The organism is Clostridium sp. MSTE9, assembly GCF_000277625.1.
GTDB classification, from domain to species: Bacteria; Bacillota; Clostridia; order Oscillospirales; family Acutalibacteraceae; genus Faecalispora; species Faecalispora jeddahensis.
The window spans coordinates 276,968-299,891 of record NZ_AKFU01000035.1; the positions used below are offsets into that span (position 1 = coordinate 276,968).

A 22,924-nucleotide genomic window follows, 5' to 3' on the forward strand; every position below is an offset into this window, starting at 1 on the left:
TGAAGAAATTATTCAATGGACAGGCTGCTTGAAACAATCGACAGGGCTTTATTGATTCTGTAAATTTATGATAGCCTTTCGCCGCAGATTAAGGCGGAATTCCGGGCGGCTATCGAAAGCGACTTAAACATCCAGTGTATCCATCAGGCTGCGCATTGCGAGGATCGTGCGTTCAATCAGCTCGTCCAAAGACCAGCCGAGCATTTCGGCGCCCCTTGAGATGACCTCGCGGGAGCATCCTGCCGCAAAGCCGGTGGATTTGAATTTCTTCTTGACCGATTTCAACTCCAGATCAGAAACACTTTTGGATGGCCGCATAATCGCCACCGCGCCGATCAGACCGGTGAGCTCATCTGTTGCATACAGAATCTTCTCCATGATGTGCTCCGGGGGAATATCCACACGGAGCAGGTGCCCATGGCTGGCCACCGCGCGGATCAACCGTTCATCCAGCCCGCGCTCGCGCATGATCTCCTGACATTTGACGCAGTGCTGCTCCGGATATTGTTCAAAGTCCAAATCGTGAAGCAGGCCTACCACTTTCCAGAATTCCACGTTTTCCGGGTCGTATTCCTGCGCAAAATAGCCCATCACGCCGGATACAATTTTCGCGTGGCGAAGATGAAATTCGTCCTGATTATACTCTTCCAGCAGAGCCTGCGCCTGCTCCAGGGTGGGAATGGTTCCCATATCGGTCACTCCTTTTGCTTGTGTTTGTCGTTAGTATAACGCAGAAACCTGTGAATGTCCACTATGACTTTGATAACATATATGTATAGACAGATAAATGGACAAAAAAGGATGATACAGCATAGCTGTATCATCCTTGACAGTGTGCAGTCAGTAGCATTCTATGACAACGAAGGAATTAAACGGAATACTGTGTCCTTCCGCGTCATACACAGTAACCGTTCCGTTGTGTGAATGATCATCGGATGAGAATGTGACCGCAAAAGGCTTGCCGGGGTCTACCTCCCGACTCTCTTTTGGAAGGTCTTCTTTTTCAAATACCCTTTCTACCCTCACTGCGTTCACTTTGTTCATAGATAAAACAGCAAAGCCCTTTCCGTAGCTAAAGCCCTGTATCCCTTCTATCATATCTGTATCTGCAAGGCTGCCGCCATCCCGAAAAAAATAGCCAACAGATCGTCTATTATGCGTTTCATATAGGGCATAGCTGCCTTGGCTCAGTGATTCGTCATAAAAGAGAACCGCAGAAAATTTATCTGAAGTAGCGGAGACTGCTTTCCAGCTGGCGTCAATATTTTGCGATTTTCGGGCATCTGATTCCAGATTGCTTTTCATTACGCCCCAGGAAATAAAATGAGAACTTGCAAGGAAAAGGGAGAGGCATATACAAAAAGCTGCGATACCGATCACATAACGCTTTTTCATCAATAAAGCCCTCCTGCAATACGATATGAAACAACGACTGGAGAAGGAATTTTAGCCGAATCAAACAGGATGCTTTAAAAAATACACCACAACACTGCCAAGAGCCATAATAATGGTGAACGCGACCCCGACCTTCTCGTTAAAGATATGCAGCATATTATAAATTTCTTCAGTTTGCAGCAGGTGAAAAATGTCTTCGGCACTTTTCCCACCCTGGCGCATTTTATGCTTCAAGAAAAGATAAGAGAACAAATAAAAGACAGACAGCGCAATGTACAGGGAAATCATCCCCACAGAGGTATCGCGGCCCATGGCAAACTCAGCGAAAGCGAAAGCGAACACCAACAGGGTAGCAATCATGATCAATTGCAGGACATAATATTTTATGTATTTCAAAAAAATCCTTCTTTCTTAAATGTTCAGCAGTTCTCTCTATTCTTCCGCTGTGTCATCGTCGATTGGTATGTCGCCGGCCGATTGGCCGTAATGATCCAGAAAGCTGTAAATTTGACCGCCCTGGCGGTAACCGAGAACGGTATCGAGGTTTACGTTGTGCATGCTGCGGAAAATATTGATGTCTACCTGCGGGTTGTCCTTGCGCAGACGGGCGATCAGCTCTTTTACCATCGCGCGCTTTGAGCCGTTGTTTTCCTTTTCTGTACAGACGGGAGCGTTCTCAGACAAAGGACACCCGCAGCGCACGAATTCGAGTGAGTTGTAGCGCTTCCAGGCCAGCACATCGCGCTCACGCACCAGATACAGCGGGCGGATGATTTCCATTCCGGGGAAGTTGGTGCTGGGGAGCTTCGGCATCATGGTGCGGATTTCCGCGCCGTAAAGCATGCTCATCATTGTGGTTTCGATGACGTCGTCAAAATGATGCGCCAGCGCAATTTTGTTGCAGCCAAGCTCTTTCGCTTTGGCGTACAGATGGCCGCGCCGCATTCTGGCACACAAATAGCAGGGATTCCCGCCGGAATGGCTGACGATCTCGAAAATACGCGACGAAAATACCGTCAGGGGGATTCCCAGCTTCTCGGCATTTTGAGCGATCAGCTGCCGGTTATATTCATTATAGCCGGGGTCCATCGACAAAAATTCCAGTTCAAAGGGAATTTCCGTATGGCGCTGCAGCATTTGCAGACACTTGGCCAGAAGCATGGAGTCCTTGCCGCCGGAAATACACACGGCGATCCGGTCGCCCGGCAAAATCAGCTGATAATCCTTGATTCCGCCAATCATGCGGTTCCAGATTTCTTTTTTATATTTTTTGAGAATGCTTTGTTCGATCTTCTGTGTTTCTTCCATCCTATCGCGCCTTCATTTTAGAATAGTGACTGATTTCTCCCGCGCCTTCGGTGAGGGAGAAATTGTCGTTTTTACATGGATTGCATTTCAGATTATAGCACGCCTATCCCGCTGTGGTCAAACAAAAGAAAGCGAAAAGCGGCTGGTACCACTTTTCGCTTTGACAGAGACAGCAACATATGAATTACGCCGCTCTCAAGGCAGATCCTGATTTCTGTGCGGAAGGGGAACCTCCGGCATCAGCTCGTCGTACATCACGGTCAGAATATGATCCAACAGAGTGACCTCCTGCGGGGTAAAACGGTCCTTGATCCGGTCAATCACGGTCAGAATATAGCCGTGATTCAGATTGTAATACTCAAAATATTTCGGAGTGACCTCTAAAAAATACTCCCGCTTATCCGTTTTAGAACGGATTTTTTTGAGATACCCCTTCTGGATCAGGTTCGTCACCTTATAAGCCGCGTTGGGAGGGGATATCTGGGCAAAGGAGGCAAATTCATTGACCGTTGGGTGCTCCAACGCATGAATAATTTCAATGCAGTAAGTTTCCACCGTAGTCAGGCTCGCTTCGCGGCTTTCAAACCGGGAAAATACCTTCCGATAAAAATGAAGCTTAAATTTTGTATATACGTCTGACAAGGATTGTTCAAGCATTCGTGATCTCCTTTGCGGGCATGCGGGCACCCTCTGGCACAGGGCCGCCCGCGTCAAATTTCGTAGGCATGTTCACTGCAGGTTTCAGCCGCCGATGGCAAAGGTTAACTCGGCAGAAGCAGCTACCTTGCCGTTTACGGTAGCTGTGGCGGTTCCAAAGCCGACCGGCCCGCGCTGGCGGGTGAGCTCGCAGGTGAGCTCCAGCACGTCGCCGGGCACCACCTGCTGCTTGAAGCGGGCATTTTTAATGCCGCCGAAAAACGCGATCTTCCCGCGGTTTTCTTCCACGGATAAAATTGCGACAGCGCCTACCTGGGCCAGCGCCTCAATGATCAACACGCCGGGCATCACGTGCTTCTGCGGGAAATGCCCGCAGAAAAACGGTTCGTTTGCGGTAACACATTTGATTCCCTTGGCCCACGCGCCAGGCTCGCCGTCTACGATTTTGTCCACCAGCAGGAACGGGTAGCGGTGGGGCAGGATCTCCTGAATCTGATTGGAATCGAGCTGCATGTCATTCTCCCTCCCAGCGTTTGAGGATCAGGCTGGCGTTATGCCCGCCAAATCCCAGAGAGTTCGAGAGCGCATAGCGCAGATCGGCCTTGCGGCCGGTATTCGGCACAACGTCCAGATCGCACTCTTCATCCGGTACCCGGTAGTTGATGGTGGGGGGGACAAAGCCCTCTTTCAGTGCAAGGACACATAAAAGCGCTTCCACCGCGCCGCTGGCTCCCAGCAGATGGCCTGTCATCGACTTGGTAGAGCTGATCATCAGGCGTTTGGCGTATTCGCCGAACACCGCTTTCACAGCGGCGGTTTCGCCTTTATCGTTCAGCGGGGTAGAGGTTCCGTGTGCGTTGATATAGTCAACCTGTTCGGGAGTGATTCCGGCGTCCTCAATTGCCTGACGCATGCTTTCCTGTGCGGCGCCCCCGTCCGGGTCGGGAGCCGTAATGTGATACGCGTCGCAGGTAGAGCCGTAACCGATCACTTCTCCGTAGATTTTTGCACCGCGCGCTTGCGCGTGCTCCAGGCCTTCCAGCACCAGCATCGCAGCGCCCTCGCCCATCACAAAGCCGTCGCGCTCCTTGTCAAAGGGGATAGAGGCCCGGTTCGGGTCGTTTGATTCCGACAGCGCCTTCATCGAGGTAAAGCCGCCGATCCCCAGCGGGGTGATGGAGGCCTCCGCGCCGCCGCAGATGGCGACCTCCGCGTGACCGCCGCGAATCAGGCGCATGGCGTCTCCCACGGCGTTGGTGCCGCCGGCGCAGGCGGTAACCGGGCAGGTGACCATACCGCGAAAGCCGCAGCGGATCGCGATGTGCGCCGCGCCCATGTTGGCAATGGACATCGGGATAAAATACGGGGAAACGCGGTCAAAGCCCTTCTGCTCGCCGCGCGCGTGCTCGTCCGCAATCGTGCCCAGTCCGCCGATGCCGCTGGAAACGATCACGGCGCAGCGGTACGCATTCTCCTGCTCTGTAACGATGCCGCTGTCATGGAACGCCTGATCCGCGGCGGCGATAGCGAGCTGCGTAAAGCGGTCGAGCTTTCTGACTTCGCGCTTATCGATATAGTTTTCCGGCTGAAAGTTTTTGACTTCACCGGCAATTTTTACTTTTTGATTCGAAGTATCGTACAGTGTGATTTCTCCGATTCCGCAGACGCCGTCCTTTGCGGAGCGCCAGGTTTCGTCTGCGGTCAGGCCGATGGGGGTAACCGCCCCCAGTCCGGTGATGACAACACGTCGTTCCGTCATAGTAACCTCCTGAAAATGTCCGCTCATTGGCGGTAATTCTGTTTGAAAGTGGTGGTCAAACGGCCATTCCGCCGTCTACGCAAAGCACCTGGCCGGTGATGTATCCGGCCTCTTCGCTGGCAAAAAAGGCAACGGCCGCGGCGATTTCTTCGGGTTTTCCGGCACGGGACATGGGGATGCCCTGCAGAAGCTGCTCCTTTACTGCATCCGGCAGTACGCCGGTCATGTCGGTTTCGATCATGCCGGGGGCGACGGCGTTTACCGTCACGCTGCGTCCGGCCAGCTCTTTAGCCAGTGATTTGGTGATGCCGATCAGCCCCGCCTTGCTGGCGGAATAGTTGACCTGCCCGGGGTTCCCACGCACACCGGCCACGCTGCTCATGTTGATGATTCGCCCCCAGCGTTGCTTCATCATGATGCGGGAAGCGAGCTTCATGCACAGGAACGCGCCCTTGAGATTGGTATTGATCACTTCGTCAAAATTATCTTCGCTCATGCGCAGAATCAGCCCGTCGCGGGTGATGCCGGCATTATTGACGAGAATATCCACGGTTTTAAAGGCCTCCTGCGCTTTCGCGAAGAGTTCTTCGCAGCCTGCGGCAGAGGAAACGTCCGCCTGTACCAGAATGACCTGTGCGCCGAGCTCACGGCATTCGGCGGCGGTTTCTTCCGCGGCCTGAAGGTTGCCTGCGTAGTTGATCACAAGGTTTTTGCCCTCGGCGGCGAAGTGCTTGCAAATGGCGCGGCCAATGCCGCGGCTGCCGCCGGTAACGATGGCGGTTCTGACAGTCTGGCTCATTGTGCGGCTCCTTTCAGCGCTTCGATTGTGGCGCGCAGGCTTTCGGCGTCTTCTACGGAGTACGTTTTGATGTTCTTGGTTGTTTTGCGCACAAACCCGGCAAGAACCTTGCCCGGGCCGATTTCTACCGCAGTGTCGATTCCGGCCTGCTCCATATAACGGATGGAATCTTCAAAATACACGCTGCTCTGCACCTGGCGCTCCAGCAGAGCGGGGATGCTTTCTCCCGGCTGCAAGGGCTTTGCGGTGGTGTTGAAGATCACGGGGAATTTCATCTCCCCAAAAGAAATGTTTTTGAAATAATCAGCCAGCGCATCCCCGGCGGGGTGCATCAGCGAGCTGTGGAACGGGCCGGGCAGGTGAAGCGGAATGCAGCGCCGGGCTCCGGCTGCGAGCGCCAGTTCGCCCGCCTTTTCCACGGCGGCTTTTTCACCGGCAATGACCAGCTGGCCGGGGCAGTTGTAGTTTGCGATTTCCACCACGCCCAAAGCGGAGGCCTCATCGCAGACCTTCTGCAGCTCACCGCGGTCCAGATTCATGATTGCGGCCATTGCGCAGGGCAAATCGCCCACGGCGGTTTCCATCGCCTTGCCGCGAAATGCCGTCAGGGCAATCGCGGTGTCGGGATCAAACACACCGGCGGCTGTCAGAGCGGAGTATTCCCCAAGGCTCAGTCCGGCTACCATTTCAGGAACAATACCCTCCTGCTCGAGAAGAGCGGTGATACCAGCGCAAAAGGCCACCATGCACGGCTGGGTGTTGCGCGTCTGGTTCAGTTCTTCGTCGGGGCCATTCTGAATCAGCGCTTTCAGATCAAATCCGGCGGCGTCGGTGTCGTAGAAGCGCCGGAACTCTGGGTACTGCTCATACAGATCCATGCCCATCCCGACATGCTGGTTTCCTTGTCCCGCATATAAAAAAGCCAATTTCATTGAGAATCCCTCCATCCTTGTTTCAGTTCCTCCAGCAGCTTCTGCACCGGCAGGATGCGATCCAGCCGCCAGGCGTTGCTGCCGCAGAAGAATAAGCCTTCCTCCCAGTTGCCGCGCACAGCCTCAGACAGCGCTTTGGTAATGCAGTACGGTGTTGTCGCGGGATCACACGGGTGCAGACAGTCGGCGCATTTCTGAACCGGAATGCGCAGCTCCTTGCGCAGGCGCTGAATCAGCGGAGAATTCAGCGCGCGGCCCGGCATTCCCACCGGGCTTTTGATGAGGCAGATGTCCTCTTTTTTTGCAGCGACCAGAATCTCTTTATAACGCTCTGAAGCGTCGCATTCCTCTGTGGCGATAAAGCGGGTGCCGATTTGCACGCCCGCTGCGCCCAGCTTCAAAAACCGCGCAATATCCTCCGCGGTATAAACGCCCCCGGCCACGAACACCGGAATGCGTCTTTGGTATTTCTCTTCATACGGTTTGATTTCCGCCAGTACCTCCGGCAGAATCTGCTCGGGGGTCTGGGCGTTGCCGTTCTCCAGCTCTTCCGCATGAAAACCGAGGTGTCCTCCGGCCATCGGCCCTTCGATCACGATGAAATCGGGGCAGACCTGATGCCGTTTATCCCACAGGCGGCAGATGGTGTGTGCCGCTCTTCCGCTCGAAACGATGGGGGCGATCGCCGTTTGGCTGCCCTTCACATAAGCGGGAAGATCCGAGGGGAGACCGGCTCCGGAAATCACCGCGTCTGCGCCTGCCTCCACTGCTGCCTGGATGGTTTCTTCATAGTGGGTGGTGGCGACCATGGCGTTGATGGAAACCCACCCGTTGCCCTGTGCAATCTGTTTTGCTTTCTGAATCTGCTCTTTTAAAGCGGCAATGTTGCACCGCATGGCATTCTTCCAGAAATCCGGCGCCGCAAAGCCGGGGTTGGCCGCGCTGATCACGCCCATTGCGCCGTGCTTTGCAACGTGGCCCGCCAGATTCCCGAGGGAAACGCCGATCCCCATGCCGCCCTGAATGATTGGCAGCAGCAGGGGCCGTTCCTTGACAAGAACCATATCAGCGCTCCTGTTCCAGCTTTGTCAGGGTATCAAGATATCCCTGATAAAGCTCCTCAAAAATCTGACGCAGGGGCTTGATGTCGCGCAGCTGTCCCGCTACCTGGCCCGCCATCAGCGAACCGTTGTCCACATCGCCGTCAAACACGGCGCGGCGCAAAGAACCGAGCGTGTAATGCTCCAGCTCCATTTTATCGGCTCCCGCAGCTTCCTTTTTCAGGTATTCGCGGGCCATTTTATTTTTGAGCAGGCGGACAGGAACACCCGCCGAACGGCCGGTAACGGTTGTGCCGTTATCCTTGGCCTTGAGGATTGCCGCCTTGTAATTGGAGTGAATGGGGCATTCCTCGCTGACGAGCAGGCAGGTGCCGAGCTGTGCGCCGATGGCTCCCAGCGCGAACGCCGCCAAAAGCTGCCGCCCGCTGGCAATGCCGCCCGCGGCGATCACAGGCAGGTCTATCGCGTCCGCTACCTGCGGCACCAGTGCCATGGTGGTCAGCTCGCCGACATGCCCGCCGCTTTCGGTTCCCTCCGCGATCACGGCGTCGGCGCCGTATTCCGCTACCCGCTTGGCCAGAGCCACGCCGGGTACGACCGGGATGACCTTTGCGCCCGCGTCCTTCCACATGGAGATATAAGAGCTGGGATTGCCCGCGCCGGTTGTGATGACGGGAATTTTTTCTTCCGCCGCCAGCTCTGCCATTTCTTTGGCCTGCGGGTGCATCAGCATAATGTTTGCGCCGAAAGGCTTATCGGTTTTCTCCTTGCAGATCCGGATGTTTTCCCGAAAGGAATCCAGATTCATTCCGCCGGCTCCGATCAGGCCAAGCCCGCCCGCGTTCGAAACCGCTGCTGCAAATTCGCCGGTGGCGATGTTGGCCATACCGCCCTGTATAAACGGAAATTCAATTCCGAGCCAGTTGTTCAGTCTCATGTTGATTCCTCCTTTTACCATTCCAGAACTGCGCCGCCCCAGGTGAGGCCCGCTCCGAATCCGACACAAAGCGTGTGTGTTCCGGGCGAAAGCATGCCCTGCTCCGCCATTTCGTCCAGAGCGATCGGGATGCTTGCGGCAGAAGTGTTGCCGTAATTCTGTACGTTCATGTAGAATTTTTCTTCGGGAAGATGTGTTTTGCGGATCACACTGGAAATGATGCGCTGATTTGCCTGATGGCATACAAAATAATCGATTTGATCTGCGGAAAGCTGCGCTTTCTGCAGGGTTTCTTCAATGCAGCGGGGCACCGTTTCCACCGCAAAGCGGAATACGTCGCTCCCGTTCATGAAAATGCGGTGGCGTTCCGTTCCCGATTCGTTGGTGCAGCCCAGCAGCGTATCGTCGCCGCGGCAGCCCAGCACGCTGGTAAAGGCGTAATCGTCCGAAAGTTCGATGACTGCCGCGCCCGCGCCGTCACCGAACAAAACACAGGTGCTCCGGTCATCAAAATCCAGCACTTTAGAAATAACTTCGCTGCCGATCAGCAGCGCGCGGGAATAACCGCTTTGCAGCAAAAGCCCCCGAACGACAGTCAGGCCGTACAGAAAGCCTGTGCAGCCGACGCTGATATCGAAGGAGGGGCAGTCCTCCGGCAGGGAAAGACGGTGCTGCACCTGTGTGGCAACGGCAGGGGACATGTGGTCGGGCGTAAAGGTGGCTACCACGCAGGCGCCGATTTCCTCCGGCTTCGCTCCCGCGCGTTCCATCGCCTTTTGCGCGGCGGCGGTCGCCAGGTCCGCATTGCTTTCTCCCTGCACAAAATGTCTTTGACGGATTCCAGTGCGGGTAGAAATCCACTCGTCATTGGTATCTGTCAGCTTGCTGATGTCATCATTTGTGACGATTTTCTCCGGAACGCAGCGCCCGGTTCCTAAAATATGAATTCCGGTCATATGGCCTCCTTTGACGTGCCGATTTTTCTGAATTTATCGTATCGCTGATTGGCCAGCCGTTCTCCGCTGAGGGGCAGCAGCTCCTTCAGGTTTCGCAGCAAAGCCTCATCCAGCGCGGTGTAAACCGCATCGGGGGTCCGGTGAGCGCCGCCGCGCGGCTCCGGCACAATTTCATCCGCTACGCCGAAACGGAGCAAATCCTGAGCTGTCAGCTTCATCATGCCGCTGGCTTCGGCGCTGCGGGAGGAATCCTTCCACAAAATAGAGGCGAAGCCCTCGGGTGACAGGACGGAATACACAGCGTTTTCCAGCATCAGCAGGCGGTTTGCAACGCCGAGCGCCAGAGCGCCGCCGCTGCCGCCTTCCCCGGTAACCACGGCAATCACAGGCACCGAAAGCTGGCTCATCGCGGCCAGATTGCGCGCAATCGCTTCGCTTTGGCCGTTCGTTTCCGCTTCCAGACCCGGGAACGCGCCGGGCGTATCAATAAAGGTGATGATGGGGCGCCCGAATTTTTCCGCCTGTTTCATCAGGCGCAGGGCTTTGCGGTATCCCTCGGGGCCGGGCATTCCAAAATTATAGTACAGGTTTTCATCCAGGTTTTTTCCTTTGCAGTGACCGATCACCGTTACGGGAATCCCGTGGTAAAACGCTACGCCGCCCAGAATGCTCTTGTCGTCTTTATTCAGGCGGTCGCCCCGCAGTTCAAAGAAATCCTGAAACAGCGCCGCGGTGTAATCGCGTACGCCGGGGCGCTTCGGCCGGCGGGCCAGATAGACCTTATCGGCCGGGGTAAGCTCGGGGTAGGCTTCGAGCAGCTTTCTGCGTTCTCCCTCCAGCTGCCAGATGCGCAGCTGGGGAACTTTGGATTTTTCCCGCAGGGCGGCAAGCTCTTGATCCAGCTGGTCCAGCTGAAGCTCTGTCTCTTTGATCATGCGGGCATCCCTCCTTTTTGATGAATCAGCAGCAGAAAGCCCAGGGTGGACTTCATTTCGCCGCGCGGCACAATGCGGTCCACAAAACCGTGTTCCTCCTGAAATTCCGCGCGCTGAAAGCCCTCGGGCAGCTTCTGGCGGATGGTCTGCTCAATGACGCGGGGGCCGGCAAAACCGATCAGCGCGCCGGGCTCCGCGAGTGTGATATCGCCAAGACCCGCAAAGCTGGCGCTGACTCCTCCGGTTGTCGGGTGCGTCAGGTAAGAGATATACAGGCCGCCCTCCTTTGCAAAACGGGCCAGCGCCGCGCTGGTTTTTGCCATCTGCATCAAAGAGAGGATTCCCTCCTGCATTCTTGCGCCGCCGCTGGCACTGAAAATAATCAGGGGAAGCTGTTTTTCCAGGGCGTATTCCACGGCACTGGTGACGATTTCGCCTACCTGAACGCCCATGCTGCCCATAAAAAAGCGGCTGTCCAGCACCGCCACAACGGCGGGCTGGTTGTAAATCTTCAGAGAAGCGAACAAAGCAGCCTCAGGCAGCCCTGTTTTCTGCCGGCTTTCTTCCAGCTTTTCCGGGTACCCGGGGAAATCCAGCGGGTTTTCCGGGCAGGCAGGCAGATCGAGAATCCGCAGGCTTCCCGGGTCCGCCAGCATATTCAGGCGCTCCTTCGCAGAAATCGGAAGATGATGCCCGCACTGGGGGCAGACCATCTGCCGATCGGACAAGTGTGCCCGTAAGATTTCTTTTTTGCAGCCCGGGCAGGTGGTGTAGCCCAGAATTTCTTTTTCGCTCGATTCTTTGCGGGCCTTTTGGGTAGGCAGGCGAAGCATCGAGAATAAGGTCATTTTAGGATGTGGGGAATGTTGATTCATGGCCTGTTCCTTTCTTTCGGTAAAAACAAAATCAACCCTGTTCGTTTTATTCTTTGTTGTTTTCCATAAATGTAACAATATCTCTTACGGTATGAAAGGCGATCAGCTCTTCGTCGGATATTGTGACGGTAAAGGCGTCCTCCAATTCCATCCCCAGCTCTGCAAGGTCGAACGAATCCAGGCCAAGATCATCCTTCAGGCTGGCCTGCATAGTCACAACACTTTCGCTGAGGTTGGTTCTGCTCACGATTAAATCTCTGATTTTTTCAAAAATCATGATTGTAACCTCTTCTCCGAAAACTGTGAAATAGTTAAAAATATTTAATTAAAAAAATTTAATGTTATGGTATTCCAATTGCCGTAAAAAGTCAAGAAAAATTTCTGTAAAAGAATGGGACAGCCCCGAAAAAAGCATGCTCTGCTTGACTTTTCGCATGGTATCCGGTAAAATCAGGAACAAGATGATCCGTACCATAAATTGGATTTTAATGCTGGCCTGCAGAAGCATCGGAAAGCGGTTGGATTTGGAAAAGGCGAAAACAGACAGCATATTTTAAATGATTCGCTCGCGGGCCGGAATCCCAGCGGGTGTTTTTTGACTTTTTCCTGTGATAAAAAAGATGCGCACCATTTTGAGGGTGGATTTTGTCTGATGCACAGTGATATGGATACTGAACCGGACAGACGGGAATAGACTGCAATGATCGGAGGTTGCAGATGGAAAGAATACGGATTGGCTGCCGTGACAACGCGCTTGCGGTGATCCATGCGAAACGAATCCTGCAGAAAATAAAAAGAGCGGACTCTTCCTGCCAGTTGGATATGGTGACTGTTGCACAGGCAGAGGAACAGGTGCTGGACCTGACAGAGGAAACGGCCCACAAGGAGACACCGGTTGGGGAACTGGATCGGGCGCTGCTGGACGGAAGAATCGATCTGGCCGTGTGCGATCTGGGAGAGCTTCCCCCGCAGCTTACGCCCGGGCTTTCCATTGCGGCGTATTCTGCGCGTTCAGATGCAAAAGACACTCTGGTTCTGCCCAGCGGGACAGAGCACCCGGATACGGAGAGGCCGATCGGCGCGTCTGGCGCACATCGCCGCATGCAGGCAGGGGTATTGTATCCCCGTTTTGACATCGCCCCAATCCGCGGGGATGTTCAAAGCAGGCTCAAACGCTTGGACCGCGGGGATTATTCTGCACTGATTCTGCCTTGTGATGCGTTGGCCCGTTTGGGAATCCGCAACCGCAGCAGCCGGGTTTTTTCGGAGCAGGAGATCGTTCCGGTGGCAGGGCAGGGGATTCTGGCCGTCATGACCAGAGAGGATGAGGTTCACGACTGCCTTTCAGGCGTAGATGATTTTCTCAGCCGGTGCTGTGCAAAGGCGGAGCGTACGTTCATTGAATTGTTTGAAGATACCTGCAATAACCCGATCGCTGCGTTTGCGCAAATACAGGATAACGAATTGCAGCTGACCGGCTTTTACAGTGACGGTGAGCGAAGCTGCAAGCGGCAACTGACCGGTCCGCTCTCTGAAGCGCGAAAGCTTGGGGAACGCCTGGCGGAGGAAGTCAAGCAATGGTATGAAAATGGGTGACGGACAGGCGGCAATGATTGCTTCTTACATAAGAAAGGTGTTTGCATTGACTGTGAAATTTTAATATCTATCTGGAACCAACCGAAGGGAGAAATCAATCTATGACTCGTTCTGAGCAGTTGTTTGAGGAAGCGGCCCGGTATATCCCCGGCGGGGTAAACAACCCTCTGCGTTCATTTGCAGAAATAGGGCAGACGCCCCGCTTTATCCGCCGTGCGGATGAATCCCGTGTTTACGATGTGGACGGTCATGTTTATATTGATTTTGTGTGTTCCGGGGGCGCCGCGCTGCTGGGGCATAATCCGCCTTTGGTGAGAAAGGCTGTGCTCGAGGCAGTCCAGAACGGCCTGAATTACGAGGCTTGCGCCGAAACCGAGCTGAAGCTGGCAAAGCTGATCGTTCAGCTGGTTCCGTCCGTCCAGATGGTGCGAATGGTCAGCTCCGTCACCGAAGCGATTTTGAGTGCGGTTTGCGTGGCACGCAGCGTAACAGGCAGAAAACGCCTGATCAAATTTTCCGGGTGCCGCCACGGCAGCTTTGACGCGGTGGAGGGGGAAGGGGATTCCTCTGGATTTTCTTTGCCCTGCGGCAGCGATGAGGACGCGCTTGTGGCGCAATATAATGATCTGAGCAGTGTGGAACGTTTATTTGAAAAGAATAAGGGGCAGATTGCCGCAGTGGTCATAGAGCCGCTGGCGGCTCACATGGGAATCGTTGAACCGGAACCGGAATTTTTACAGGACCTGCGAAAGCTTTGCAGCCAAAACAAAACCATTCTGATTTTTGACGAAACAGTCACCGGATTTCGGCTGGCCCTTGGCGGCGCACAGGAATACTATGGGGTAAAGCCGGATATGACTATCTTCGGAGAGATCATCGGGGCAGGGCTGCCGGCGGGCGCCTTTGGCGGGAGCAGAGCGATCATGGAGCAGCTGGCTCCCGTAGGGCCCGTGTACCAGACGGATGCCTGCAACGGGAATCCGGTGGCAATGGCGGCTGGCTTTGCGCAGCTGAGTTCGGTATTGAACCAGCCTCTTTTATATGAAAAACTGGCAAGAGAAGGGGAAAAGCTGCGGGCAGGCCTGCGCCGACTGTTCCCGCAGTGCACAGTCGGCGGCGTTGGCTCTGTCAGCAGCCTGCTCTTTACGCCTGGCCCTGTCAAAAATGACAAGGATGCCCAAAGCAGTGACAAAGGGGAGTTTGTCCGCTATTTTTCCCATATGCTGGAAAACGGTATCTTTATGATGCCGTCTCAGTTTGAACCCATCTTTCTCTCCGGCGCTCACACAGAGCGCGATGTAGAAATGTTTTTGGAGGCTTCGGCCGAGTTTCTGGCATAAGTTGGAAAAATATTTTTAAAAATAATAATTATTCTTAAAAATCTATTGAAATTCAAATCATCTTCCTGTATAATGTGTGTTAGTAAAGGATAACTGCGAAAGCAGTTTCAAAAATTTATGATACGTATAGGAGGTAAATTTGATATGACAAACTTAATTGGACGTGAACTCCCGGATTTTAAACTGCAGGCGTATCATCAGGGTGAGCTCAAGGAGATCTCCCGCGAGGATTTGGAAGGCCAGTGGAGCATCCTGTTTTTCTACCCGGCTGATTTTTCCTTCGTTTGCCCGACAGAGCTCGGCGATCTGGCAGATCATTACAGCGATTTCAAGAAGATTGGCGTAGAGGTGTATTCCGTATCGACCGACAGCCAGTATGTTCATAAGGCCTGGGCGGATGCCTCCGACACCATCAAGAAAATTCAGTATCCCATGCTGGCCGACCGGGCCGGGGCGCTCTCGAAAGAGCTTGGGATTTATGTGGAATCCGGCGGTTTGGCGCTGCGCGGTACTTTTATCGTAAATCCGCAGGGCAAGATTGTCGCCTACGAGGTGAATGATCTGGGAATCGGCCGAAATGCAGAAGAGGTTCTGCGTAAGGTGCAGGCCGCTCAGTTTGTCGACAAACACGGCGACCAGGTTTGCCCCGCTAAGTGGAAGCCCGGCGAAGAGACCCTTTCTCCCAGCCTGAATCTGGTTGGTAAGCTGTAATAACGAAATAACGTCAGTTTGCTTTATCAAGTGAACTGATAAGAAAACGGAGATATCTTCCCCTTCCAAAAGAAGGGGAAGATATCAAGGGTTTTGAATGAGTGGAATAATGATAATGAAAAGGCCGCTGCCGGAATGGCGGCGGCTATTTTTAAAGGGGAGTATTACAACATGAATCCGATTTATGATCTGATTATCATCGGGGCCGGCAGTGCGGGACTGGCTGCCGGTGTTTATGCGGGGCGTGCAAAGCTTAAGACGCTGATTCTGGAAAAAAGCAATCCGGGCGGTCAGGTGGGGAATACCGCAGAGGTCGTGAACTACCCCGGCATCCGCAGGACGAGCGGCCCGGAGCTTGTGGAAGAGATGAAAAATCACGTCCGGGATTTTGGCGTAAAGATTGAAACAGCTGAGATCGAGCGGGTGGAACTGTCTGGAGAGATCAAAAAGCTCTATTCCACCTCCGGAACGTATCAAAGCCGCGCGGTGATCATTGCAACCGGGGCATCGCCCCGTCACGGCGGATTTAAAGGGGAAGAGCTTTACAGCGGGCACGGAGTTGCGTACTGTGCCACCTGCGACGGCGAATTTTTCAGTGGGCTCGATATCTTCGTGATCGGGGGAGGCTATGCCGCGGCAGAGGAGGCTATTTACCTGACCCGCTTTGCCAAATCGGTTACGATTGTCATCCGCGGCAAAGACTTCAGCTGTGCAAGAACAGTAGCGGAGAAGGCAATTGCGCATCCGAAGATCACTGTAAAGTATAACACCTTGCTTGAAAAGGTAGAAGGAGACAGTTTGCCTCGCCGGGCATACTTTCAGGATAAGCTGACCGGAGAAACGAGCGTGTATGACGCCGGGGAAAATGGAACATTCGGCGTGTTCGTTTTTGTGGGGTACGACCCCGCGACCGAGCTGTTCCGCGAACAGGTGGATATGGATGAGGATGGATATATTCTGACCGACGATGCCATGCACACCAATGTACCGGGCGTTTTTGCCGCCGGCGACCTGCGTCCGAAGCTGCTGCGCCAGATCGTTACCGCGGTGGCTGACGGTGCGGTGGCGGCCACCTCGGCTGAAAAGTATATCACCAGCGAAAAGGAACGTCTGGGCCTTCCGATGTTTGAGGAAGATGCTGCAACAGCTGAACCTGAGCCGGAACAAAAGGAGGACAAAGCAGAGAATCCTGCTTTTGTTTCAGACGGAACCTATTTGGGCGGTGAGCTGAAGGAACAGCTGGCACAGGTATTCCAGCGCCTGAAAAAAGAAATGACGATCGTTACGGTAGTCGATCCTTCAAATCAGAAGTCTTTGGAGCTGGAGGGCTTCCTTCGCGAAATAGAGCCGCTGAGCGATCTGATCCATCTGCGTGTGCTGCAGAAGGGTGAAGACCCTGAGCTGGAGCAGTCGCTTGGAATTGAGCGTTATCCCCTCGCTGCTTTTCTGGACGAGAACGGCCGTTTCAGCGGAGTGAAGTTCAGCGGGGTTCCCGGCGGCCACGAAATTAATTCGTTTGTACTGGGCATTCTCCATCTGGCTGCGGAGGATAAGCTGACTGAGGAGCAGCTGGAGAAAATCCGTCAGCTTCCGCCTAACACCACGCTGAAGATAGGGGTAACGCTTGCGTGCCCGTATTGCCCCGACGTCGTTGCGGCGGCGCATTCCATTGCGATCGTCAGCGGAGGAAACGTCACGGCGGAAATGATGGATGTGGCTTTGTTCCCGGATATTCGGGAGAAGTATCACATCATGAGTGTCCCCGCTCTCATCGTCAACAGCAATGAGCAGGCCACCTTTGGGGCGCAGTCATTCGATCAGGTTCTCCAGAAAGCGATGGAGGGCTGATTTCACTTTCACATTTTGCAGGGCTTTCGGCCAATCAGGCTGGGGGCTCTGTTTTTTTATTCTTTCGTCCCAGAGACTCCTTTCCGTCAACCTGAATTTTTCAAATTGTAAACTAAATAATCATAAATATGGTTGACAATATAAAATGAGCCTGCTACAATAAGGCAAACATGTTTTTTCAGCGGGCCTGCCAGATCGTCAGACAACTGAATCAGCGCAACATCAAACCCTGCGGGATCATTTTCCTTACCGAAGACGGGTGGGGAAAGGAATGTTGTTTTCCAAGTTGTATGGCTATCAAGAACAGTGAATGGCAATTGATTAGGAGGATGTCACGAAATGAGTATCGTGCAGATTTGGAAAGAAAAAATTCTGTCCGGCGGGGAGATTGACCGCCCCGGAGCAGAAGAATTGCTGAAAGCACCGCTTGAGGAATTGTGTGAAGCGGCGAATGAAATCCGCGAAAAGCTGAACGGCAATACACTGGATACCTGTTCGATTCTAAACGGAAAAAGCGGTTTGTGTACCGAAAACTGTAAGTATTGCGCACAGGCCCGCGGACATAAAACCGGGGTAGAGGAATATCCGCTGCTCACAGTAGACCGCATTGTAGAAGAGGGCCTGCAAACCGCTGAGGCAGGAGTGGACCGTTTTTCGGTCGTTACCTCCGGGGTACGGGTATCCGACGCAGAGGTCGACGTTTTGTGCCGTGCCTACGCCAAAATTCATGAGCAGTCCGATATTCAGCTGTGCGCTTCTCATGGCCTCATTAATTACGAGCAGTTTCTGCGCCTGAAAGAGGCCGGCATTACCCGCATTCATAATAACCTCGAAACCTCCCGCAGGTTTTTTCCGCGGGTCTGCACCACTCATACGTACGATGATAAGATCGAAACCATCCGGGCGGCCCAAAAAGCAGGGCTTGAGATTTGCAGCGGCGGCATTATCGGAATGGGCGAGGAAATGAGCGATCGTCTGGATATGGCTTTTGAGCTGCGCGATCTGGGTGTTGAATCGATCCCTGTCAATGTGCTGATGGCAATTCCGGGTACTCCCCTGCAGGATCAGCCCTTGCTGCCCGAGCCTGAAATTCTGCGTACGATTGCGCTGTTCCGGTTGATCAACCCCACAGCCAACATCCGTCTGGCCGGCGGACGCAATTCCATGACAGACTGCGGCCGACTGGCTTTGCACACCGGTGCAAATGCTTCGATTACAGGCAACATGCTGACTACTTCCGGCAATACGGTGGAAGAGGATTTCGAAATGTTCACCAAGGCCGGCTTTCAGCTGCGCCGTCAGGTTCGGGTCTGATTCATATTGTTTTTGCGAACAAGATTACCCATCATAACATAAAAGAGCACCGGGGATGGCTTCGACCATTCCCGGTGCTCTTTTTCGCTTGCATATGTAGTAAGGATCATTTGCTTTCTTCCGTATTCGGCAGTGATTCCGCAATTTCCTCTGCTGCGGTCTGCTTATTTTTTCGGTTCAGGAGCAGCTCCATCCCGAAGCTGAAAATGGGGAGCAGGGACAGATAAAACGCGAACCAAATGCTCATGGTCGGCGCTCCAACAGTTGTCAGGGGCATGCCGCCCGCAATGCTCCAGGGAATCAGCGGCGCGATCACGATCACGGTATCTTCCAGTACGATCGCCAGTTTTTTTCTGTCGGGCAGAATGGAATCGCACATCTGAAAAGTCAGCATCGTGGCCAGCGTCTGATTGCAGCTGATCGCACTCATCACCACAGAGGTAAACAGCACAGAGCCGAATGGGGTGATTTTTGAGGCAGAGGCTTCCACGAGCCTGCGAACCTCCGTCAGGAGCTCCGTCTGCTTGAAGATGCCAAAATAAGAGGTGGAAATCAGGATGATCCCGGCCACCTTTGCCATGGAAAGAATCCCCCCGCCGTTCAGCAGAGCCGCAAGCTCGGCATTCGGTGACTCATAGCCCAGCAGCAGTCTGGGGAGCAGCTGAGTCAGAGGGATTTTCTGTACGGTAAGGCAGATCACGCCCGCAACGAGAATGCTCAGCAGCATGGTTCGCTTTACCGGCACACGGAACAGCGACAGGATGATGATCAGCAGCGCAGGCAGCACCACAACAAAAGAGAGGTTAAAATGCTCGCGAAACATGTCTAAAGACGCCACGCTGCCGGTTTGGGAAGAAGCCCCCCGCGCCACCAGATACAACAGACACGAAAGAGCAAAAGGGATGGCCGCCGTTTTCAGCATACGCCGGATGTTATCGTAAATATTGGTATCGGTCAGCTCGCTGACCAGCAGCGCGCTGGAGGACATCGGCGAACAGCGGTCACCGAAATAAGAGCCTGCCAGTATTGCTCCGCCCGAAAGAACCGGATCGATTCCAAGCGAGCGTGAGATCATCATACACACAACGCCCATGGTGGCCGCCGTTCCGAACGAGGTTCCCATCAGGAAGGACATCATGCAGCACAAAAGGAATGTGTACAGCACAAAGAAGCTGGGATTCAGCACCTGAACGGCATGATAAATCAAAAATGGAATGGTTCCCGACGACCGCCACACAGAGGTCAGGATGCCAATCAACAAAAAGATGATCAGAATGTTTTTTGCACCACGAATACCGTCCAGCATCATGGTGACCATCTGACGAGGCGTATGTTTCTTCAAAAGACCATAGACGACAAAACAGACCAGACCAAATGCCAGCGCGTACAGGATTTGAAATCCACCTAAAATACAAGCAACGAGTCCCAATAAAAACAAAGATAGCGTGATTCGTTCTGCCAAATCCAATTCCCCCACCAATTTAAATTGTATTTCATTATAGCACAAACTCAGACGTGATTTATGAAAACCCCCTGGAGAATAAAAATGAACTGGCCGGTGCTTCAATGTTCTCTCAGCCGCCAAAAGCTTCGCTTTTGTATGCGGCGTGAGGTTATTATAGCGAAATCGTCGGGAGTTTCCAACCTTTTTCCATAATAAAATATGGAGGAAAGAATGGAAGGGAACACTCCTGCTTGATTTTTCATAAGTAAAATAGTATCATCAAAACGATTTAGTTTCTATTTTCTTATCGATGAGAATGCCCTTTCAATGAAAATGAAGGAGAACAAACCGTATGACTTTGCGGCATTATAAAATTTTTCTGGCAGTCTGTGACTGTATGAATATGACGGCTGCCGCGGAAAATCTGTTTCTCTCCCAGTCAGCCGTAAGCCAGGCAATTGCAGAGATGGAGAAGCACTACGGTGTGCGCCTGTTCGAGCGGATGTCCCGCAAGCTTTACCTGACTACCGCCGGGAAAAAGCTGATGCGCTACGCGAACCAGATCGTCCGGATGGACCTTGAGGCAGAAGACAATATGAAAGCCCTGCAAAAGGACGGTTCGATCCGGGTAGGGGCCAGCGTAACCATCGGAGCCTATGTGCTGCCGAAGCTGGTGTCGCGCTTTCAGCAAAACCGGCCGGGAACAGAAGTGTTCGTTGTGGAGGACAACACGGCGAATATTGAGGCGATGCTGCTGGGAGGCCAGCTTGATCTGGCGCTTGTGGAGGGAGATACGGTATCCTCCGATCTTGTGACACTTCCTTTTCTCAGCGATGAGCTGGTGCTGATCTGCGGTACGCAGCATCGTTTTACCGGGCGCAGGCAGATCGCCCCTGAGGAACTGGAGCAGGAAACCTTTATCATCCGCGAAAAGGGCAGCGGAACCCGTAAAACCTTTGAAGATGAAATGGCGGCGAAATCACTCACCTGGCGGGAAGGCTGGATCTGCAATAACGCAGATACCATTAAACTGGCCGTGCAGGAGGGGCTGGGGGTTTCTGTAATTTCACACCTCGCGGTAAAAGAGGAATGCGAAGCAGGGAAGCTCTGCATGGTCGATGTCAGCCACATGCAGTTCCGCAGATGGTTCAAGGCAGTCTATCATAAAGGAAAATATCTGACGGACGCCATGACAGAGATGATCGACCTCTGTCGGGATGAGGAAAATGGATCGTGAAAAAACACACGAAAGGGATAGACATTCTGAATTTGCTGCGTTAAACTGATTGAGGCATACTTTTTCAAGCAGATAAAAAGCTGATGCAAAGGGGTTTCCACCAGCGAAAATCAGGCGGCCTGAGTAAGCTGCAATAAAAGTGCGGCCAGGATAAAACTCACAGATTTGCAATGAGGGAAGAACATGCAAAGGTCTAAACAGGTTTCAGAATCAATTGAGCTTGGTATCCTTTTGATACTTGCGGGCGGCTTTATGGACGCCTATTCTTTTGTGTGCCGCGGGGGCGTTTTTGCTAGTATCCTACAGAAAGCGGGAGACAATAATAGGGATATTCTACTATTTTTTATTCAATAGTGCAATGCTCACTAAAATAACGAGAGCAAACAGCGCCCACTCAACTCCAACTTCCTACACCTAATATTTCATAGGGGGTCGCAATTTGTCTTTTGTAGCGTCTAAAATAAAATCCCTGCGAAAAAACCAATTTTTTAAAAATGTGGCAGTCCTGAGCAGCGGCACGGCCGCGGCACAGTTGATTCCGATTGCCGCCATGTACATTTTGGGCCGGCTCTATGGGCCGGAGCTGCAAGGAGTTTACGGCATCTATGTTTCGATAACGGGCATCACGCAGCAAATCGCCTGTTTTCGCTACGATTACGCCATTGTGGTGGTAGACAGTGACGAGGAGGCGGGCGGTGCTTTTGTACTCAGTGCGTCGCTGTCTGCTTTGTTTTCGGCGGTGATTGGCCTTGCGATGTGGCCCTTTATCTCCAATGTTGGTGCCGCGCTAAAGCTCACGGGCGGTGCGGAGTATACACTCTGGATGGTGCCACTCACGACGTTTATCTGTGGACTTACTAACGCACTCAACTATTTCAATGTGCGGTTTGAGAAATACAAGGTGATTTCCATCTCCAACATTATCCGCGTTTCGGTGATGGTCGTCGCTCAGATAGGGCTTGCCTTCCTTGGCTTCGGCTACTGGGGGTTGATTATCGGGCAGTTCTTGTCGTTTTTGTTTGGTAATTTACGCATGCTGATGACATTAAAAGGCCGCATTCATCGCTCGATGTTCCACCTCTCCTTTTTAAAACAAGTAGCGCGTAAAAATATGGTGTACCCCAAATACATGCTGCCGAGCGCCATCGCCAACAGCTTTGCCATGAATATGATGGGGGTGTTTACTCAGATGAATTACGGTGCAGTGATGAATGGGTATTACAGCCTAATCAACCGGATATTGGGACAGCCGCTTCAACTGATTTCCAATGCGGTTTCTCAGGTGTTTTTGCAAGGCGCGTCCGCAGATAAACACAACGGCAAAAAGCTCAGTAAAACATTTTCGACTGTGACAAAATGGCTGATTATCATTTCTGTGTTCCCATTTGGTATTTTGCTGTTGTGGGGCGAACCCATCATTTCCAGATTTTTAGGAGAGCAATGGCGGCCTATGGCGGAATATCTCAGATATTTGATTCCATTATTTATGGTGCGCTTTGTGGTAATGCCGCTCACGAACACTGCCATTGCGCTTGGGCGCCAAAAGGCAACGATGGTATGGCAGTTCTTTTTGCTCGCCGTGGTTTTGATTCCGTCGCTATTGACGATGGTTATCCCGATGACTTATGCGCAGTATCTACTTGCGGCCAGTCTGCCGATGGCAGCGGCGTATCTGATCTTCTACCGCTTCTGCCAAAAGATTGTTAAGAGCATCGCGTGACATTTTCTGGGTTCCCCAGCGTTGAAAATCATTTTAAAAGCTGGTATAAATTCTGTCATGCCCTTAGCGTCTCTAGGGTGTGTCTGAAAACTCACGTTTC

Annotated in this window: 23 protein-coding genes and 1 pseudogene; 8 read left to right on the forward strand and 16 right to left on the reverse strand. The window is 53.0% G+C overall.

Annotated elements, in window-relative coordinates:
- Positions 1-123: 123 nt before the first annotated feature.
- The 15 genes from HMPREF1141_RS10155 to HMPREF1141_RS10225 all read right to left on the reverse strand — a co-directional run bounded on the left by HMPREF1141_RS10155 (position 124) and on the right by HMPREF1141_RS10225 (position 11,891).
- On the reverse strand, positions 124-690 hold the full coding sequence (locus HMPREF1141_RS10155; protein WP_009063829.1) for an HDIG domain-containing metalloprotein: 567 nt from the start codon (positions 688-690) through the stop codon (positions 124-126).
- 150 nt (positions 691-840) lie between these two features.
- Complete coding sequence (locus tag HMPREF1141_RS10160) at positions 841-1,395, reverse strand: hypothetical protein (protein ID WP_035316892.1); 555 nt, start codon at positions 1,393-1,395, stop codon at positions 841-843.
- 60 nt (positions 1,396-1,455) lie between these two features.
- Entirely contained in the window at positions 1,456-1,791 is a 336-nt protein-coding gene (locus tag HMPREF1141_RS10165) for a hypothetical protein (protein WP_009063478.1), read from the reverse strand.
- Positions 1,792-1,827: 36 nt separating this feature from the next.
- Positions 1,828-2,703: a tRNA 2-thiocytidine biosynthesis TtcA family protein gene (locus HMPREF1141_RS10170; protein WP_009063744.1), complete on the reverse strand. Its 876-nt coding sequence runs from the start codon at positions 2,701-2,703 to the stop codon at positions 1,828-1,830.
- Positions 2,704-2,898: 195 nt separating this feature from the next.
- Positions 2,899-3,360, reverse strand: a complete 462-nt coding sequence (locus HMPREF1141_RS10175; RefSeq protein WP_009064107.1) for a MarR family transcriptional regulator — start codon at positions 3,358-3,360, stop codon at positions 2,899-2,901.
- Between the two features lie 84 nt (positions 3,361-3,444).
- Positions 3,445-3,873, reverse strand: a complete 429-nt coding sequence (gene fabZ / locus HMPREF1141_RS10180) for a 3-hydroxyacyl-ACP dehydratase FabZ (protein WP_009063456.1) — start codon at positions 3,871-3,873, stop codon at positions 3,445-3,447.
- A gap of 1 nt (position 3,874) precedes the next feature.
- Positions 3,875-5,119 (reverse strand): beta-ketoacyl-ACP synthase II, encoded by a 1,245-nt coding sequence (fabF, locus tag HMPREF1141_RS10185; RefSeq protein ID WP_009064262.1) that lies wholly within the window; start codon positions 5,117-5,119, stop codon positions 3,875-3,877.
- A 55-nt stretch (positions 5,120-5,174) separates the two neighbouring features.
- Positions 5,175-5,918 carry a 3-oxoacyl-[acyl-carrier-protein] reductase gene (fabG, locus tag HMPREF1141_RS10190; protein ID WP_009064330.1) on the reverse strand — a complete coding sequence of 248 codons (744 nt, stop codon included), beginning with the start codon at positions 5,916-5,918 and terminating at the stop codon, positions 5,175-5,177.
- On the reverse strand, positions 5,915-6,850 hold the full coding sequence (fabD, locus tag HMPREF1141_RS10195) for an ACP S-malonyltransferase (RefSeq protein WP_009063677.1): 936 nt from the start codon (positions 6,848-6,850) through the stop codon (positions 5,915-5,917). Before fabD ends, fabG begins: the two co-directional genes overlap by 4 nt.
- A complete protein-coding gene (locus tag HMPREF1141_RS10200) occupies positions 6,847-7,914 on the reverse strand; it encodes a nitronate monooxygenase family protein (RefSeq protein WP_009064261.1) in 1,068 nt (355 codons plus the stop codon). The genes fabD and HMPREF1141_RS10200 overlap by 4 nt, the downstream gene beginning before the upstream one ends.
- A 1-nt stretch (position 7,915) precedes the next feature.
- Positions 7,916-8,848 (reverse strand): nitronate monooxygenase, encoded by a 933-nt coding sequence (locus HMPREF1141_RS10205; RefSeq protein ID WP_009064237.1) that lies wholly within the window; start codon positions 8,846-8,848, stop codon positions 7,916-7,918.
- 14 nt (positions 8,849-8,862) lie between these two features.
- The gene (locus tag HMPREF1141_RS10210; protein WP_009064355.1) at positions 8,863-9,804 is read right to left on the reverse strand and encodes a beta-ketoacyl-ACP synthase III; all 942 of its coding nucleotides are present in this window, start codon (positions 9,802-9,804) and stop codon (positions 8,863-8,865) included.
- Positions 9,801-10,739 carry an acetyl-CoA carboxylase carboxyltransferase subunit alpha gene (locus HMPREF1141_RS10215; RefSeq protein ID WP_009064371.1) on the reverse strand — a complete coding sequence of 313 codons (939 nt, stop codon included), beginning with the start codon at positions 10,737-10,739 and terminating at the stop codon, positions 9,801-9,803. The genes HMPREF1141_RS10210 and HMPREF1141_RS10215 overlap by 4 nt, the downstream gene beginning before the upstream one ends.
- Positions 10,736-11,614 (reverse strand): acetyl-CoA carboxylase, carboxyltransferase subunit beta, encoded by an 879-nt coding sequence (gene accD / locus HMPREF1141_RS10220; RefSeq protein ID WP_242824587.1) that lies wholly within the window; start codon positions 11,612-11,614, stop codon positions 10,736-10,738. Before accD ends, HMPREF1141_RS10215 begins: the two co-directional genes overlap by 4 nt.
- A gap of 46 nt (positions 11,615-11,660) precedes the next feature.
- The gene (locus HMPREF1141_RS10225) at positions 11,661-11,891 is read right to left on the reverse strand and encodes an acyl carrier protein (protein WP_009063810.1); all 231 of its coding nucleotides are present in this window, start codon (positions 11,889-11,891) and stop codon (positions 11,661-11,663) included.
- Between the two features lie 440 nt (positions 11,892-12,331).
- On the opposite strand from HMPREF1141_RS10225, the gene hemC reads away from it, so the two are divergent.
- The 5 genes from hemC to bioB all read left to right on the forward strand — a co-directional run bounded on the left by hemC (position 12,332) and on the right by bioB (position 18,423).
- Complete coding sequence (gene hemC, locus HMPREF1141_RS10235) at positions 12,332-13,210, forward strand: hydroxymethylbilane synthase (RefSeq protein WP_009064001.1); 879 nt, start codon at positions 12,332-12,334, stop codon at positions 13,208-13,210.
- 101 nt (positions 13,211-13,311) lie between these two features.
- Positions 13,312-14,550 (forward strand): glutamate-1-semialdehyde 2,1-aminomutase, encoded by a 1,239-nt coding sequence (locus tag HMPREF1141_RS10240; RefSeq protein WP_009064201.1) that lies wholly within the window; start codon positions 13,312-13,314, stop codon positions 14,548-14,550.
- Positions 14,551-14,694: 144 nt separating this feature from the next.
- Entirely contained in the window at positions 14,695-15,261 is a 567-nt protein-coding gene (gene ahpC, locus HMPREF1141_RS10245) for an alkyl hydroperoxide reductase subunit C (protein ID WP_009063554.1), read from the forward strand.
- A 93-nt stretch (positions 15,262-15,354) separates the two neighbouring features.
- Entirely contained in the window at positions 15,355-17,109 is a 1,755-nt protein-coding gene (locus HMPREF1141_RS10250; RefSeq protein ID WP_009063573.1) for an FAD-dependent oxidoreductase, read from the forward strand.
- A 339-nt stretch (positions 17,110-17,448) separates the two neighbouring features.
- Positions 17,449-18,423 (forward strand): biotin synthase BioB, encoded by a 975-nt coding sequence (gene bioB, locus HMPREF1141_RS10255; RefSeq protein ID WP_009063698.1) that lies wholly within the window; start codon positions 17,449-17,451, stop codon positions 18,421-18,423.
- 106 nt (positions 18,424-18,529) lie between these two features.
- Here bioB and HMPREF1141_RS10260 read toward each other — a convergent pair whose 3' ends face one another.
- Positions 18,530-19,885, reverse strand: a complete 1,356-nt coding sequence (locus HMPREF1141_RS10260) for a Na+/H+ antiporter NhaC family protein (protein ID WP_035316899.1) — start codon at positions 19,883-19,885, stop codon at positions 18,530-18,532.
- Between the two features lie 334 nt (positions 19,886-20,219).
- On the opposite strand from HMPREF1141_RS10260, the gene HMPREF1141_RS10265 reads away from it, so the two are divergent.
- From HMPREF1141_RS10265 to HMPREF1141_RS10270, 3 genes and pseudogenes are all read left to right on the forward strand, one after another.
- Positions 20,220-21,104, forward strand: coding sequence for a LysR family transcriptional regulator (locus HMPREF1141_RS10265; RefSeq protein WP_009063585.1), 885 nt, complete (start codon positions 20,220-20,222; stop codon positions 21,102-21,104).
- Positions 21,105-21,287: 183 nt separating this feature from the next.
- A pseudogene (locus HMPREF1141_RS17710) lies at positions 21,288-21,401 on the forward strand (DUF1275 family protein); the annotation flags it as partial.
- Positions 21,402-21,543: 142 nt separating this feature from the next.
- On the forward strand, positions 21,544-22,824 hold the full coding sequence (locus HMPREF1141_RS10270; RefSeq protein WP_009063845.1) for an oligosaccharide flippase family protein: 1,281 nt from the start codon (positions 21,544-21,546) through the stop codon (positions 22,822-22,824).
- Positions 22,825-22,924 lie beyond the last annotated feature (100 nt).